15 protein-coding genes are annotated in these 15,717 nt (G+C 67.3%); 5 read left to right on the top strand and 10 right to left on the bottom strand.

What is annotated here, in order from left to right; all coding sequences use genetic code 11:
* Positions 1-29: 29 nt before the first annotated feature.
* The 4 genes from AC27VE_RS01380 (at position 30) to AC27VE_RS01365 (ending at position 2,724) form a co-directional block, all read left to right on the top strand.
* Entirely contained in the window at positions 30-815 is a 786-nt protein-coding gene (locus AC27VE_RS01380; protein WP_006226405.1) for an IclR family transcriptional regulator, read from the top strand.
* Between the two features lie 22 nt (positions 816-837).
* Positions 838-1,485 carry a bifunctional 4-hydroxy-2-oxoglutarate aldolase/2-dehydro-3-deoxy-phosphogluconate aldolase gene (locus AC27VE_RS01375; RefSeq protein ID WP_006226406.1) on the top strand — a complete coding sequence of 216 codons (648 nt, stop codon included), beginning with the start codon at positions 838-840 and terminating at the stop codon, positions 1,483-1,485.
* The gene (locus AC27VE_RS01370; protein ID WP_427958540.1) at positions 1,478-2,410 is read left to right on the top strand and encodes a sugar kinase; all 933 of its coding nucleotides are present in this window, start codon (positions 1,478-1,480) and stop codon (positions 2,408-2,410) included. The genes AC27VE_RS01375 and AC27VE_RS01370 overlap by 8 nt, the downstream gene beginning before the upstream one ends.
* A gap of 185 nt (positions 2,411-2,595) precedes the next feature.
* On the top strand, positions 2,596-2,724 hold the full coding sequence (locus tag AC27VE_RS01365) for a hypothetical protein (RefSeq protein ID WP_006226408.1): 129 nt from the start codon (positions 2,596-2,598) through the stop codon (positions 2,722-2,724).
* Positions 2,725-2,937: 213 nt separating this feature from the next.
* On the opposite strand, the gene AC27VE_RS01360 is transcribed toward AC27VE_RS01365, so the two are convergent.
* The gene (locus AC27VE_RS01360) at positions 2,938-3,909 is read right to left on the bottom strand and encodes a LysR family transcriptional regulator (RefSeq protein ID WP_315139727.1); all 972 of its coding nucleotides are present in this window, start codon (positions 3,907-3,909) and stop codon (positions 2,938-2,940) included.
* 224 nt (positions 3,910-4,133) lie between these two features.
* On the opposite strand from AC27VE_RS01360, the gene AC27VE_RS01355 reads away from it, so the two are divergent.
* Positions 4,134-5,069 carry a glycosyltransferase family 2 protein gene (locus tag AC27VE_RS01355; protein ID WP_006226410.1) on the top strand — a complete coding sequence of 312 codons (936 nt, stop codon included), beginning with the start codon at positions 4,134-4,136 and terminating at the stop codon, positions 5,067-5,069.
* A 24-nt stretch (positions 5,070-5,093) separates the two neighbouring features.
* Here the strand turns inward: AC27VE_RS01355 and AC27VE_RS01350 are convergent, their stop codons facing one another.
* The 9 genes from AC27VE_RS01350 to AC27VE_RS01310 all read right to left on the bottom strand — a co-directional run bounded on the left by AC27VE_RS01350 (position 5,094) and on the right by AC27VE_RS01310 (position 15,717).
* Complete coding sequence (locus AC27VE_RS01350) at positions 5,094-5,843, bottom strand: ABC transporter ATP-binding protein (RefSeq protein ID WP_488702861.1); 750 nt, start codon at positions 5,841-5,843, stop codon at positions 5,094-5,096.
* Positions 5,843-7,636 carry a branched-chain amino acid ABC transporter ATP-binding protein/permease gene (locus tag AC27VE_RS01345; RefSeq protein ID WP_488702860.1) on the bottom strand — a complete coding sequence of 598 codons (1,794 nt, stop codon included), beginning with the start codon at positions 7,634-7,636 and terminating at the stop codon, positions 5,843-5,845. Before AC27VE_RS01345 ends, AC27VE_RS01350 begins: the two co-directional genes overlap by 1 nt.
* Positions 7,633-8,673 carry a branched-chain amino acid ABC transporter permease gene (locus tag AC27VE_RS01340; RefSeq protein WP_488702859.1) on the bottom strand — a complete coding sequence of 347 codons (1,041 nt, stop codon included), beginning with the start codon at positions 8,671-8,673 and terminating at the stop codon, positions 7,633-7,635. Before AC27VE_RS01340 ends, AC27VE_RS01345 begins: the two co-directional genes overlap by 4 nt.
* 93 nt (positions 8,674-8,766) lie before the next feature.
* The gene (locus tag AC27VE_RS01335; protein WP_006226414.1) at positions 8,767-9,918 is read right to left on the bottom strand and encodes an ABC transporter substrate-binding protein; all 1,152 of its coding nucleotides are present in this window, start codon (positions 9,916-9,918) and stop codon (positions 8,767-8,769) included.
* Between the two features lie 173 nt (positions 9,919-10,091).
* Positions 10,092-10,820: an SDR family NAD(P)-dependent oxidoreductase gene (locus AC27VE_RS01330; RefSeq protein ID WP_488702858.1), complete on the bottom strand. Its 729-nt coding sequence runs from the start codon at positions 10,818-10,820 to the stop codon at positions 10,092-10,094.
* 32 nt (positions 10,821-10,852) lie between these two features.
* Entirely contained in the window at positions 10,853-11,638 is a 786-nt protein-coding gene (locus tag AC27VE_RS01325; protein WP_006226416.1) for a cyclase family protein, read from the bottom strand.
* A 40-nt stretch (positions 11,639-11,678) separates the two neighbouring features.
* Positions 11,679-12,920, bottom strand: a complete 1,242-nt coding sequence (locus AC27VE_RS01320) for an SDR family NAD(P)-dependent oxidoreductase (RefSeq protein ID WP_488702857.1) — start codon at positions 12,918-12,920, stop codon at positions 11,679-11,681.
* The gene (locus tag AC27VE_RS01315) at positions 12,917-14,086 is read right to left on the bottom strand and encodes a thiolase family protein (RefSeq protein WP_427955649.1); all 1,170 of its coding nucleotides are present in this window, start codon (positions 14,084-14,086) and stop codon (positions 12,917-12,919) included. The genes AC27VE_RS01320 and AC27VE_RS01315 overlap by 4 nt, the downstream gene beginning before the upstream one ends.
* The gene (locus AC27VE_RS01310; protein ID WP_488702856.1) at positions 14,083-15,717 is read right to left on the bottom strand and encodes an AMP-binding protein; all 1,635 of its coding nucleotides are present in this window, start codon (positions 15,715-15,717) and stop codon (positions 14,083-14,085) included. The genes AC27VE_RS01315 and AC27VE_RS01310 overlap by 4 nt, the downstream gene beginning before the upstream one ends.

Here is a 15,717-nt window from a genome sequence, read left to right as displayed (position 1 = left end):
AGGCTGGTTGCCACTATTTGGGGACGTTCTTGTCGGAAACCAAGGTCGCGGGCGCTGCGGCGTTTGCCAAGTTCATGACCGTGCTGCAGGCGGTGGCCGACGCGCCCCAGCCGCCGACGGCCGCCTCGCTTGCGCGCAGTTGCGGCTACCCGCGCCCCACCGTCTATCGCATCGTGGCCGCGCTGGCCGAGCAGGGCATGGTGGCCGAAACTGGCGGCGTCTACCGACTGGGAACGCGCCTGATGTCCCTGGCCAGCCGTGCCTGGTCGCAGTTCGACCTGCGCGCCGCGCTGGCGCCCGACCTGCAGGCCCTGCGCGACGCCACCGGCGAAACCGTGCACCTGGCGGTGCCTGCCGGCCAGGAGATGATCTATATAGACAAGCTGGAAAGCCCGGGCCCGGTGCGCATGGTGTCGCGCGTGGGGTCGTCGGTGGCGCTGCATTCCAGCGCGGTCGGCAAGGCCTATCTGGCCGCCCTGGACGACGCCGCCCGCGAGCGCCTGCTGCGCGACCTGCCGCTGCCGGCGCGCATGCCGGGCACCGTGACCAGCCTGCCGGCCCTGCGGGCCGTCCTGGACGGGGACCGCGCCCGCGGCTACGCCATGGACAACGAGGAAAATGAAGCCGGCATCGTCTGCTACGGTGTGGCGCTGTGCGATGCGGCCGGCCGGCCCGTGGCGGGCGTCAGCGTCAGCACCTTGCTGTTCCGGCGACGCGATGACCCGCAAGCCGCCTATATCGATCCCTTGCTGCGGCTGCGCGATGCCGCCGCGGCCAAACTCGCCGTCCTGCCGGCATCGTCCGGCGGCGTCTGACCGCCCGCCCCAGAGGAATTCCATGACCGCATCCGCTCCCATTGCCTCCAAGCTATCCGCCCTGTTGGCCGCCCGGGTCGTGCCCGTGCTGCGCTACACGGACGCGGCCACCGCCGCCTATGCCGCCGAAGTCGCCGTGGCGGCAGGCTGCACCACGCTGGAGCTGACCTGGACGATTCCCGGCGTGACCGACCTGGTGCGCGCGCTGCGCGACAAACACGGCGCCAGCCTGCTGCTGGGCGTGGGCACGGTGCTGGACGAAACCCAGGCCCGCGAGGCGCTGGTGGCCGGCGCCGACTTCCTGGTATCTCCCGCTTTGGCGACCGAAATCGTGGACATGGCGCACGCGGCCGATGCCCTGTGCCTGCTGGGCGCGTTCACGCCCACCGAAGTGCTGGCCGCCCGCCGCGCCGGCGTGGACGTGGTGAAGGTGTTCCCGGCGGACACGGGCGGCCCCAAGCACCTGGCCGCACTGAAGTCCGTGTACCCGGACACGATCTTCTGCCCCACGGGCGGCATCACCCAGGACAACATGGGCACGTACTTCGCGGCCGGCGCCGGGCTGGTGGGCATCGGCAGCAACCTGTACGACAAGGCCGCGTTCGCCGCGCGCGACACGGCGGCGCTGGTTGCCCAGATCACCCGAACCCGCGAGGCCGCCCATGGCTGATTTCGACATCGTTGCGCTGGGCGAGCCGCTGGTCGAACTGAACCAGACGCACAAGGGCCAGTTGCAGTATCTGCAGGGCTTTGGCGGCGACACGTCCAACGCGGTCATCGCGGCTGCCCGCCAGGGCGCGCGCTGCGCCTACCTGACCCGCGTGGGCAATGATGCGTTCGGGGCGCAGTTCCTGGACTTATGGCAATCCGAAGGCGTGGACACGACGGGCGTGCAGACGGACGACGACGCCCACACCGGGCTGTATTTCGTGCAGCACGGCCCCGACGGCCACGCATTCAGCTATCTGCGCCGCGGCTCGGCCGCCAGCCTGATGACCGCGGCCTTGCTGCAAAGCGGCCTGATCGAACGCAGCCGTTTCCTGCACGTGTCGGGCATCAGCATGGCGATCAGCACCAGCGCCTGCGACACCGTGTTCGCCGCCATCGCCCGCGCGCATGCCGCGGGCGCGCAGGTCAGCCTGGATTCGAACCTGCGCCTGCGGCTGTGGCCGGTGGACCGCGCCCGCGCCGTCCTGCGCGAAGCCATGCGCGAGGCCGACGTGTTCCTGCCCAGCATGGACGATATGCAGCACCTGACCGGCAATGACGACCCCGAACGCACGCTGGACTGGATTCGCGACGGCGGTGCGGCGGGCGTGGTGGTGCTGAAACTGGGCAAGGACGGCTCCATCATCGACGACGGGCGCACCCGGACGCCGGTTGCAGCCTTGCGCGTGGACGCCGTGGATGCCACGGGGGCGGGCGATTGCTTCGCGGGCAGCCTGCTGGCGCGCCGCTGCCAGGGCGATTCCTGGGAAGACGCCGTGCGCTATGCCAACGCGGCGGCGGCGCTGTCCACGTTGGGTTATGGCGCGGTCGATCCGCTGCCGCGCGCGGAACAGGTGCTGGAACGGCTGAAATCGCTGGCGGGCTAGGCGGCGTCAGGACGGGACCGGGATCTTGGGGACGGATAGCATTCCTGCCCTATACCCTATCTTTCCGCCCCAATTGGCGTAGCCCAAGGATTTCAGGCTAAAATGCCAAGTTATCCGAATTTTTTCCGCCAGCCCTATTTCCGGTTGTGCGGGCCACTTTCCGCAAATTCAACAGGAGAATCAACATGGCTGAACGCAAACGCGTGCGTCGTAACACCCTGGAACGCCGTTGCTTGGGCAAGGCTTTCAAGCGCTTGTTCGTCAAGTCGCCCAAGGGTGTTTTCAAGATGCTGGAAAAGATCAAGCGCGTCTAATCAACGCCCTGATCTGAAAAATCCCCGCACGGCGCAAGCTGTGCGGGGATTTTTCTTTTGGGGCGCGGCCCGATCGAGCAACCCCCGAGCAACCCCCGAGCAACCCCCGAGCAACCCCCGAGCAACCCCCGAGCAACCCCCGAGCAACCCCCGAGCAACCCCCGAGCAACCCCCGAGCAACCCCCGAGCAACCCCCGAGCGACCCGCGCGCCATCACTCCACCGCCGGCCCCAGCTTGGGCTTGATGAAATCCATGAATGCCCGCGTTTTCGCCGGCTGGATGCTTGACGGGTAAATCACGTAGATCGAGATCGGGTCCACCGACCAGCCCGGCAATACGCGCCGCAGCGAATTGCGTTTGATGATCGGGTCCAGCGCCTGGCAGTGGGGCATCCGCGTGATGGCCAGATCCAACCCCGCCAGCGTGCCCGCAATGCTCATGTTGTTGGCGGCCAGATGGCCGCTGACCGGCACGATTTCGCTGTCCGTGCCGTTGTGCAGGGTCCAGTGCGAATGGGCGTCGTCGATGGTGGTGCGCAGGCATTGGTGCTGCGTCAGGTCGGCGGGCGTCTTGGGTTCGCCGTAGCGTTCCAGGTAGCGGTCGGAGGCGTACAGGTAATTGTTCAGCGACACCAGTTCCTGCACCACCGCGCCGTCGCTGCGCGCCACGGCCGTGCCATTGCCGTTGCCGTTGCCCGTGTCGATGGCAGCCAGCGGATAGTCGGTGTTGCGGCCAAAGCGCAGCACCACGTCAAACGGGGTGCCTTGCGCATCGGACGCGGTCATCATGCTCAGGTCGAACTCGCACTCCACTTCAGGATAGCGGTCGGTGAAATCGTTGATGGTTTCCGGCAGCAGCCAGATCGCCAGGCTGTAGGGCATGGACACGCGCAGGTTGCCGGACGGGCCGCCGGACAGCGACAGCAACTGCTCGTGCGCCAGGCGGGCTTCGTCGATCAGGCCCTGGCAGCGGCGCATATAAGCCGCCCCAGCCTCGGTCAGGTCCAGCCTGCGGGTATTGCGGTTGATCAGCCGCAAGCCGATTGCGCGTTCCAGTTCGTTGATGCGGCGCGAGAGCGTCGACGTGGGCATGTCCAGCGCGCGCGCGGCCAGGCTGAAGCTCTTGCGCTTGGCAACCTCTACGAACAAGGCGATGTCATTGAGCTGGACGGTCGAAGCTTCCATAGGCATTCCGGATTTGGCCGCCCGAGTTTACGCCACTCCCGCGCGCGCCCCAACGCTTAAAGGTCCCGAATACCCGTCAAAAAATGCAGGGGTTGACAGATTTGATTGCAAATTCGAATGGGTCGGCATCGGTTAACGCAGGCATATCCCCTACACTTCAGGCGAAAACAGTTAAGACCAAGACCGCAGCGGTGTCACGGAGATCGCAAAGGGGCATAGCAGGCATGACCGATACACCAACGTTTTTCACCGTTCTGACGCCCACCTACAACCGGGCGGGTACGCTGCACCGGGTGTATGAATCGCTTTCCCGGCAAACATTCAGGGACTTCGAATGGGTGGTGGTGGACGATGGTTCCACCGACAACACCCACGATTCCATCCTGGATTGGCAGACGCGCGCCGATTTTCCGATCCGCTACGTCTGGCAGAACAACCAACATAAGAAAACCGCGTTCAACCGCGGCGTGCGGGAAGCGCGCGGCCAACTGATCGTCGGCCTGGACAGCGACGACGAAATGCCTCCCGACGCGCTGGCTACCTTCAAGGACGCCTGGGAAAGCATTCCGCCCGCACGGCGCGATTCCTATGTGGCCGTCACCGGCCTGTGCGCGCGCCCCGACGGCACGATCGTCGGCGACCGCTATCCGCAGGACGTGTTCGACAGCACGGCGGTGGACGTGTATTTCCGCTATCGCATCAAAGGCGAGAAATTCGGCTGTATGCGCACCGACATCCTCAGAAAATATCCATTTCCCGAGGATGTGGCGGGTTTCGTGCCGGAAAGCCTGGTGTGGTGGGCGGTGGCGCGCGCGGGCTATCTCAGCCGCTTCATCAACCGCGTGGTGCGCACCTATCATGACACGCCGGGCGGGCTGAGCCAGGGCGCCGTGTCGGTGGCCAACAACGCGCAGGGCCTCTACCTGCTGGCCTGGGACATGCTGCAGCACCACCTGGAATTCTTCCGCTTCCGGCCGCGCGAATTCATCATGGCGGCCGCGCGCTACACGCGTTTCCGGCTGCACCTGAAGCACTCCGGCGTGCCTACGGCCGTCCAGGCCTACCGCCTGACGAACCCGGCGGCGACCTTCATGGTGGCGGCGATGTGGCCCGTGGGTTATGCGCTCTACCGCCGCGACCGTCGGCGCGGCGTCGCGTAGGCGCATGCCCTGCAGGCGCGGGCCTCAGGCGGGCGCCGCCGCTGGCGCGCCGTGCCCCAGCCCCAGATACACCTCGACGACACGCGGATCCACCGCGACTTCCGCCGCCGGGCCTTCCAGCGTGACGGTGCCGGTCTCCAGCACGTACGCGTAGTCGGCCACTTGCAGGGCCGCGCGGGCGTTCTGTTCGATCAGCAGGATCGACACGCCCATCTCGCGCAGCCGTGCGACGATGCGGAACACTTCCCGCACGATGCGCGGCGCCAGCCCCAGGCTGGGTTCGTCCAGCATCAAGAGCCGTGGCTTGGCCATCAACGCACGGCCCACGGCCAGCATCTGGCGTTCGCCGCCGGACAGCGTGCCGGCCAACTGGGCGTGGCGCTCCTTCAGGCGGGGAAATAGCTCGTAGACCTCGGCCAGCGTCTTGTCCTGGTCGCGCAGGCCGCAACGGAAGCGGTGGAACGCGCCCAGCATCAGGTTGTCTTCCACCGTCATTTCGGCGAAGAGCTCGCGCTTTTCAGGCACCAGGTTCATGCCAGCCGCCACCATTTCCTCGATCTCGGCGTGCGCCTGGGCCTTGCCGCCGAACACGATCTGGCCGGTCGAGGGCAGCACGCCCATGATGGCGGACAGGAGAGTGGTCTTGCCGGCGCCGTTGGGGCCGATCACGGTCACGATCTGGCCTTCGCCCACCGTCAGGCTGATGCCCGACACGGCTTCCACCTTGTCGTAGGCGACGCGCAGGTCGCGCACTTCCAGCAGTTTCGCAGTCATCATTCCACTCCGCCCAGATAGGCTTCCAGCACCGCGGGGTTGTGCTGGATCTCGGCGGGCAGCCCTTCGGCGATCTTCTCGCCGAAGTCCATGACCACCACGCGATCCACCAGGCCCATCACGAAGTCCATGTCGTGCTCGACCAGCAGGATGGCCATGCCTTCCGCACGCAGCTTCTTCAAGAGTTCGGCCAATTCGCACTTTTCCTGATAGCGCAGGCCGGCCGCGGGCTCGTCCAGCAGCAGGATGCAGGGGTCGGAGGCCAGGGCGCGCGCGATCTCCAGGATGCGTTGCTGCCCCAGCGCCAGCGAGCCGGCTTCGTCATGCAAATGCTTGCCCAGCCCCACCCGTTCGACCTGCCGTGCCGCTTCGGCCAGCAGGCGGGATTCTTCGGGGCGGTCCAGCCGCCAGGCGGCCGGCAGCACGCCGCGATGTCCGCGCAGGTGGGCGCCGATGGCAACGTTTTCCAGCACGCTCATGCGCGAGAGCAGGCGCACGTGCTGGAAGGTGCGGGACAGGCCCAGCCGCGCGATCTTGCGCGCGCCGACGCCCGCCACCGATTGGCCCAGCAGCGTGACTTGACCCGAGGTGGGCGTGTCCACGCCCGAAATCTGGTTGAACATCGTGCTCTTGCCGGCGCCATTGGGGCCGATCAGCGCCAGGATCTCGCCCGCCCGGATTTCCAGGTTCATGGCGTTGTTGGCGACCAGGCCGCCGAACTTGCGCGTCACGTCCACGGCCTTGAGCACGACCTCGCCGCGTGGCGGCATCGGCTTGCGGGGCAGGGGTTCGGCATCCATGTCCACGCGGCGCACGGGCTTCTTCACGCGGATCCAGCGCGTCAGCACCGGCCACAGGCCGCTGCGCGCACGGTGCAGCAGCAACACCATGCCAAAACCGAAGACGATGACCTCGAAGTTTCCGGTCTGGCCAAGCAGCTTGGGCATCCAGTCCTGCAGCCATTGCTTGAGCACGGTGAACACGCCTGCGCCAACCAGCGCGCCCCAGACCTGCCCCGCGCCGCCGATGACGGTCATGAACAGGTATTCGATGCCCATCTGCAGGCCGAACGGGTTGGGGTTCACGAAGCGCTGCATGTGCGCGTACAGCCAGCCCGAGGCGCAGGCCTGCAGCGCGGCGATGATGAAGATCACCATGCGCGAACGTGCCGTGTCCACGCCCATCGACTCCGCCATCACGCGCCCGCCCTTGAGCGCGCGGATGGCGCGGCCCTCGCGTGAATCCAGCAGGTTCTGCGTGGACCATACGGCAATCAGCAGGAACGCCCAGATCAGGTAATAGATGCTGCCGCCCTGGTTCAGCGACCAGCCGAACACGTTGATGGCGGGGATGTCCGGGATGCCGGTGTGGCCGCCCAGGCCTTCGACGGAGCCGAAGGCGAAATACAGCGACAGGCCCCAGGCAATGGTGCCCAGCGGCAGGAAGTGGCCCGACAGCTTGAGCGTGATGGCGCCCAGCAGCCAGGCGATGAAAAGCGTCAGCACCAGTCCGGCCAGCAAGGTCAGCCAGGGGGAGGCGCCCAGCCAGGCCAGCCACGTCGGCAGGGTGTCGGCGCGGGTGGTGAGTAGCGCCGTGGTGTAGGCGCCCACGCCCACGAAGGCAGCCTGCCCGAAGCTGGTGAGTCCGCCCACCCCGGTCAGCAGCACCAGGCCCAGCGCCACCAGCGCATACAGGCCGATGTAGTTCAGCAGGGTCACGTAGAACGGCGGCAAGGCCAGCGGCCCCAGCGCCAGCAGCGCCAGGAATACGAAGAGGATGATGCGGGGGTTCATTCGTCTTCTTCCTCGACGTGATGGCTTTTCAGCGAGCGCCAGAGCAGCACGGGGATGATCAGCGTGAATACGATGATTTCCTTGTAGGCGCTGGCCCAGAATGACGAGAAGGCTTCGATCAGGCCCACCAGGATGGCGCCGGCCGCGGCCAGCGGATAGCTGACCAGACCGCCGATGATGGCGCCTACGAAGCCCTTCAGGCTGACCATGAAGCCGGAGTCGAAGTACATGGTGGTGATGGGGGCGATGAGGATGCCCGACACCGTGCCGATCAGCGCGGCCAGGAAGAAGGTGGCGCGACCGGCGAAGATGGGGGAAATGCCCATCAGCCGTGCGCCCAGCCGGTTGAAGGCGGCGGCGCGCAGCGCCTTGCCGTACATCGAGCGTTCAAAGAACTGGTACAGCACGATGATGAGCACCACCGACACCGCCACCACCCACAGGGCCTGGCTGTTGATGTTGATGGGGCCGAGTGCCAGGCTGGCGTCGCTGAAGGGCGCGGTGCGCGCCCCTTCGGCGCCGAAAGCCAGAAGGCCCAGGCCGACCAGCGCCAGATGGACGGCGATGGACACGATCAGCAGCACCAGTGTCGAGGCCGACGCGATGGGCTGGTAGAACAGACGGTACAGCTGCGGGCCCATCGGCACCACCAGCAGCAAGGTCAAGAGCGCCTGCACCGACATGGGCAATTGCGCCAGCGGCAGCCGATAGAACAGCGCCGCCAGCACCAGCGGATAGATCGCCTTGGCCGCGATGCGCCAGAGGCCGCGGGCGCGGCCCGGACGCTTGGCGCGCGCCACCAGGTCGGCAGCCGCTTCGGCCAGCGCGAACGCCAGCAGCAGCCAGACCAGCAGCACGGGCTTGCCGGCCTGGATGGCCGCCATGGTCAACGCGCCGAAGGCGACGAATTCGCCCTGGGGGATGAACAGCACGCGGGTAACGGTAAAGACCAGCAGGATCGACAACGCCAGCAACGCGTAGATCGCGCCGTTGGTGATGCCGTCCTGCCCAAGTATCAAGGCGATCTGAGCATTCATGCGAAATTCCGACAGGGACGGGAAATGCCGGGCGGCCCGAAGGCGGCCCGCGCAACGCGGACGGTGTGCGCCGTCCGCGTTGCGGTTAAGGCCTTACTTGACGAGCGCCCAGTTGCCGTCCTTCACGGTGATGAGTTCGCGACCGCGGTCGTCGAAGCCGCTGTGGTCGGCCGCGCTCATGTTGTAGACGCCTTGCGTGCCCACCAGCTCCTTGGTCTGTTCCAGCGCGTCGCGCAGGGCGCTGCGGAATTCCTTGGTGCCCGGCTTGCCGGCCTTTTCCGCCAGCGGCACGGCCTTTTCCAGCAGCAGGCCGGCGTCGTAGACGTTGGCGCCGAAGGTGGCGGGCTTGGAGCCGTTGAGCTTTTCGTAGGCCGCGATGTAGTCGCTGGCGACCTTCTTGGACGGGTTGCTGTCCGGCATTTCGGGCAGCACCAGCATCAGGCTGGCGGCCAGCACCGTGCCTTCGACCTTCTTGCCGCCCAGCTTCAGGAAGTCGGGCAGCGCGGCGCCGTGGGTCTGGTAGAACTTGCCCTTGTAGCCTTGATCGAACAGGGTCGTCTGCGGCAGCACGCTGGCGGCGCCGGGGGCGGCCACCAGCACGGCGTCCGGCTTGGCGGCCAGGATCTTCAGCGCCTGGCCCGTGACCGAGCTGTCGAAGCGCAGGTAGCGTTCATTGGCGGTGACCTTGATGCCCTTCTCGGTGGCCAGGCCCGAGAAGACCTTGTACCAGTTCTCGCCGTAGGGATCGTTCAGGCCGATGAAGCCGACCGTCTTCACGCCCGTCTTGACCATGTGGTCCACCAGCGCGCGGGCGATGATGTCGTCGTTCTGCGTGGTCTTGAACACCCACTTCTTCTGGTCGTTCATGGGCAGCACGACGGCCGCCGTGCCCACCGGCGCCAGCATCGGCACGCCTGCTTCGGCCGCGAACTGGATCACGCCCATCGCGTTGGGTGAACCCGACGGGCCGATCAGCGCGTCCACGTTCTGCTCCGAGATCAGCTTCTTGAAGGCGGTGACCGAGTTGGTGGAATCGCTGGCGTCGTCCAGCGAGATGTATTCCACCGTCAGGTCGCCGATCTTCTTGGGCAGCAGCGGCACGGTGTTCTTCTGCGGAATGCCGACCAGCGCGGTCGGTCCGGTGGAAGACGTGACCACGCCGACCTTGACTTGGGCGAGGGCGGGCAGGGCGAACAGGGCGGCGACGGCGGCGGCCGCGGCCAGGGGGAGTTTCTTCGACAGCATGGCAAAACCTCCGGATAGGGAGCAATGGGCGTGCGACTTGAAAACGGAGAAAACGGGGAACTGCGGGAATTACTTGTTGCTTAAACTTTCTATGGGGCAAGGCTCAGCACTGTAGACCCGGTCCCCGTGCTTACCTATCCGTCAAAACCCGAAGGAGCGGTTGGAATGCGGACTCAGATGGTGATGGAACTGACGCTGGCGCCGCCGCAGACGAACAGCGTCTGTCCGGTGACGAAGCTGTTGGCGGGGTCCGCGAAGAACATCACGGCGCGCGCGACGTCGTCCGAACGGCCCAGGCGCTTGACCGGGATGCCGTTGGCCAGCTGCTTTTCGCGTTCGCTACCGGGTTCGATCACTTCATAGAACATGTCCGTCTGGATAGGGCCGGGCGCCACGACGTTGACCGTGATGCCGTACGGCGCCAGTTCCAGCGACCAGGTGCGCGCCATGCCGACCATGCCGGCCTTGGTGGCCGAATAGGCGGTGCGCGTGGGCAGGCCCAGCGCGCCGCGCGAGGACATCATTACGATGCGGCCGAACTTGCGTTCCTGCATGCCGGGCAATGCCGCCTGCACCAGGGCAATCGCCGCGCCCAGGTGGATCTGGGTCAGGCCGTGCAGTTCTTCCTGCGTGACCTGCGGCAGCAGGTTGGGCCAGATGACGCCGGCGTTGTGGATAACGTGGCTGATGGGGAACTTGGCGGCGGCTTCCTGCCCGGCCTGGGCGGTGGCGGCGGCGTCCAGCAGGTCCACCTGCATGTTGTGCAGGCGAGGATGGCTGAAGTCGGCCGCGCGGCGCGCCATCGAAATCACTTCATAGCCCGCGTCCAGCATGCTGCGGCAGATTTCCGCCCCGATGCCGGCGCTGCCGCCGGTGACGAGGGCAACATTCGCTTGTGTCATGGATTCCCTTTGTTGGTTGTGGCCGCGGCCGGTCAGGCCTTGGGCGCCAGCGCCAGCACGCGCAGGGGGCTGCCCGAGCCGCTGCGGATCTTCAGCGGCGCCGAAAAGATCACCGCGCCGGTGGGCGGCAGCTGATCCAGGTTCGTCAGGCATTGCAGACCGTAGCGGTTGTTGCCGTGCATGTAGTAGTGGCAGGGGTAGGGCGGATTCAGGTGATGGGCCTGGCCGGCGTCGGTGCCCACGGATTCGGTGCCGAAGCCGTGCACGTCGCGTTCCTTGATCAGCCATGGCACGACGTCCGCGTCGGGGCCGGGCGAGTGCGCACCGTCCGCCTGCATGTTCAGGTATTCGGCGGGCTTGGCGCGCTTGGACCAGTCGGTGCGCATCAGCACCCACGAGCGTGCCGGGATGCGGCCGTGCTTTTCTTCCCAGGCCTTCACGAAATCGATGGTCAGCAGGAAGTCGGGGTTGTCGCGCGCTTCGGCGGAACAGTCGATGACGCAGGCGCTGGCGATGAAGGACTCGATGGGGATCGTGTCCACCGTGTTGTCGGGCTGGTCCTTGCCGGTGACCCAGTGGGCCGGCGCATCGAAGTGGGTGCCTGTGTGTTCCGAGCACGAGAAGTTGTTCCAGTACCAGGCGGGGCCGCGCTCGTCATAGCGCGAGATCTCTTCCATGCGGAAGGGCCAGGCCTGGCCGAACTCCGGCGGCAGCACGATGGTGGGGAATTCCGGCGTCAGGGTCTCGGTCAGGTCCACCAGGCCGATGCGGCCCGACACGAGTTCCGACATGAATTGGGCAAGAATGTTCTGGCTCATGCTGTTGCTCCTCTTGGTTCGTGCGTTGTCGGGGGGGCCGTCAGGCGCCCAGTTCCCGTTCCAGTCCCTTGGGGTTTTCGGCCAGCCGGGCGCGGAATTCCTGCGCCACGTCGCCAACGTAGACGTCTTCGACGCCGTCCTTCAGCGCGCGCACGATGGCGGCCGCGATCGCGGCGGGGGCCACGCGCGGCGGGGGCGTGCGTTGCTCCCATTCGTGGTCCACCGGACCGGGGAACACGTTCACCACACGCACGCCCGCGCCGCGCATCTCGGCGCGCAGGCATTGGGCCAAGGACAGTGCGGCAGCCTTGGATGCCGACCACATGCCGCGTGCCGGCAGGTTCATGTGCGCGTAGATGGACAGCACGTTGACCCAGGCGGTGGCGCTGTTTACGCCGTCGGCAGCGCGGCCGCACAAGGCCGGGCCGAAGCACTGCGCCAGTCGCATCAGGCCCAGCACGTTCACATCCATGGCGTCGCGCGCGGTGTTCACGTCCTTGCGGCCCAGCAGGCCGCCTTCACGTTCCAGATCGGCCGTGTTCACCAGGATCTCGACCTTGCCGCCGATGGAGGCGGCCACGCGTTCGACGGAATCCGTGTCGGTAACGTCCATCACGACGGTTTGCACGCGCGGGTCGGCGGCCAGGGCGTCGAAGGCGTCGTCGCGCTTCCAGGCCTGCGGATCGCCCAGGAACACGGTGGGGCAGCCCGCATCCAGCAGGGCGCGCGCCACGGCCTGGCCCACCGCGGACTTGCCGTCCGTGACCAGGGCCCGACGGAACTTCGGGTCGCACGAGGTCTCGCGCAGGGTCTTGTCGTCTTCCATGTTCGGGGTGTTCCTTTCTGGCAGGGCGATCATCACGGCCTGGCCGCTGCGATCCAGCTTCAGCGCCAGCCGCACGCGGGCGCCGTCGGCGCAGTCCTGGTGCACGTGGGCCACGACCGAGGGGCCGGCGTCCATGCGCACGGTGCCCACGCGCCACGGCAGGCGTTCGCGGAAATAGAGGTCGTTGCTGTGGTGCAAGGTGGTGCTGACCAGCAGCACGCCGTTGGGGTCGGCCGGGCGCCAGGGCAGGTGCTCGGACAGGCAGTGGCCGCAGACTTCGCGGGGCGGGTATTGCACCGCGCCGCAGTCGGCGCAGGTTTGCAGGTCGAAACGGCCCTCGGCGGCGGCCGCGGTCAGCCCCAATGCGCCGCGGCTGCGCCAGCCGGGCGGCAGCGTGGGCTGGCGGGTACGCGCAACCGGGTTCTTCCGGGGCGGTTTGGCTAGCGGCTCGGTCATGCGTCGCTCCTGGCCAGAATGGCCGCGGCGGTGCACAGCCCGCGGTCGTAATTGATCATGCCGAAGCCGCTGACCATGCCGATGCGGGCATCGGCCACCTGCGTGCCGCCGGCCGCGCCGGTCAGCTGGCGCAGCGCCTCGACCATGCCCAGATAGCCGCCCGCGGCGCCTGCCTGGCCCACGGACAGCTGGCCGCCGTTGGTGTTGAACGGGAAGCTGCCGTCCACGGTGAAGGTGTTGTCGCGGATGAAGGCGGGGGCGGCGCCTTTTGCGCAGAAGCCCAGGTCTTCGATCTGCATCAGGTTGATGACCGGGTAGTCGTCATAGGCTTGCAGGAAGTCCATGTCGGCGGGCGCGGCGCCGGCCTGGCTATAGAGCTCGTCGATGTCCATGGTCCAGCCGCCGCGCGTCTGGATGGGATCGTCGATCCAGGCGTTGTGGCGTTCGATGGTGGACAGGATGCGGGCGTACGGCAGGTTCAGCGTGCGCGCCTGGGCCTCGCGCATGACAAGAAAGGCATCGGCGCCCGCGCAGGGCATCACGCAATCGAACAGATGGATCGGGTCGGTGATGACGCGGGCGTCCAGGTATTGGGCCAGCGTCAGCGGCTTTTTCATCAGCGCGTGCGGATAGCGCAGTGCGTTGTCGCGCTGCGCCACGCACAGCTTGCCGAAGTCTTCGCGCGTGGCGCCGGTCGTGCGCATGTAGTTCGTGGTCAGCAGCGCGAAGCTGGCGTTGGGGCCGCCGGCGCCGTAGGGATACACGGCGTCCTGCGCAAAGCGCGAGAACTGGCTGACGGTGTTGCGGAAGGAATCCACATGGTTGGTGTCGCCCGCGATGCAGGCCACGATGTTCGCGTCGCCGGCCTGTACGGCGCGGGCCGCGCGGCGCAGGGCCGCCACGCCGCTGGCGCCGCCCATCGGGATGTGGTCCAGCCAGCGTGGGCTCATGCCCAGATGCTGGACCAGGCCCACGGCGGTATCGGGCGCCAGCGTGAAACTGGACACGCACAGGCCGTCTACGTCCGCCTTGGCCACGCCGGACTGCCGGATCAGCGCGCCCAGTGCGCGCCCCAGCCACCAGTGGGCGGCGTGCGTGGAATAGCGCTCGTACGGGATCGTGACGGGCAGGGCCGCCACAATGCCGTCATAGCCCAGGCGGCTCATCGGGGCGCCTCCTGGCGTTTCTTCATGCCGGTCGTGTCGACGCAGCGCGCCGTGCCGGGCAAGGTGGGCGCCAGCGCCTTCATCTCGCCGCGCTGGATCTTGTTGGTGGTGGTGAGCGGCAGGCTGTCCACGAAGGCAACGTAGCCGGGCGCCTTGTAGTACGCCAGTTGTTCCAGGCACCACTGCACGATGCTGCGTGCGGCATCGGAGATGCCTGCATCGCCGGCGGGCAGCGATTCCGGCACGACGCAGGCCAGCACTTCGTCGCCACGCACGGCGTCGGGCACGGCGGCCACCGCCACGGCCTTGACCAGCGGATGCTGCATCAGCACGCTTTCGACTTCCACGGCCGAGATGTTCTCGCCGCTGCGGCGGATCACGTTCTTCTTCCGATCGACGAAACGCAGCGCGCCGTCGTCCTCGCGGCGGACGATGTCGCCCGTGTGGAACCAGCCGTCCTGCCAGGCTTCGGCGGTGGCGGCCTCGTCCTTGAGGTAGCCCGCGAAGAAACCGTAGCGCGGGTCGTCGCCCGCATGGCGCACCAGCAATTCGCCGTGTTCGCCGGTGGCGGCCGGCTGGCCGGCGTCGGTCACGATGCGCACTTGCACGTCGTCTTCCTCGCGGCCGAAGCTGCTGGTGCCGATGTGGCGCGGCTCCTGGTTGGCGATGATGACGGCGCCGGCGCCGGTTTCGGTCATGGCCCAGGCTTCCAGCAGCGGAAAGCCGAAGCGGGCCTCAAACGGGGCGTGCAGCTTGCGGTCCACGCCTGCGCCGAAGCCGAAGCGGATGGCGGGTTGCAGGTCGCCGTCGGACGGCGGCGCCTTCATCAGGATGGCGGGCATGACGCCCAGGTAATGCAGCACGGTGGCGCCGGAATCCCGCACGCTGCCCCACCAGGTCTTGGGATGGAAGCGGTCCAGCGGGATCAGGCAGCCGCCCGTCAGCATCATGGCCATGGCCGAATAGGCCATCGCGTTCATGTGGACCAGCGGCAGCGGGGTCAGCATGCGCTCCTGGCCGGGACGCAAGGCGGCCAGTCCGCCGATGCGGGCGTACCAGCCGCCCGCGTGCAGGAAGTAGCGGTTCGGCAGGATGCAGCCCTTGGGGCGGCCGGTGGTGCCGGACGTGTACAGCAACGCGCATTCGCTCAGTTCGGTCGGGGCAGTGTCGCCCAGCGGAGCGGCAAAGGGCGCGGCGGGCGGCGCGTCGTCCGGACCCATCACGCGCAAGGGGCGGCCGGCGCGTGCGGCGGCCGCCAGCAGGTCGGCGTGCCGTTCCGGCAAGGCGACGGCCAGCGCGATCTCGGAGTGGCCGGTCAGGTATTCCAGTTCGGCCGCGCGCAGATCGGGGTTGATCGGCACGACCGATACGCCCAGCGCATTCAACGCGAACCAGTGCAGGAAAAACGACGGGCGGTTCTCCAGCAGCAGGCCGGCGCGGTGGCCGTGGCCATAGCCGGCGCGGGCATAAGCGGCGCGCAGCGTCTCGATGGCGTCTGCGGCTCGGGCGTAGGCCAGTTCGCCGACTTCGATGCCATAGGCGGCTGCCGTTTCCGGCAGGATGCACAGGAAGGGCTGGGCGCCGTGGCGCGACGCGGTGTCGCGGAAAGCCTGGTGGACGGTCGTGTTCAC

It is taken from the genome of Achromobacter sp. 18P8.1.1, assembly GCF_057799415.1.
This window is presented reverse-complemented; position numbering and strand designations above follow the sequence as displayed.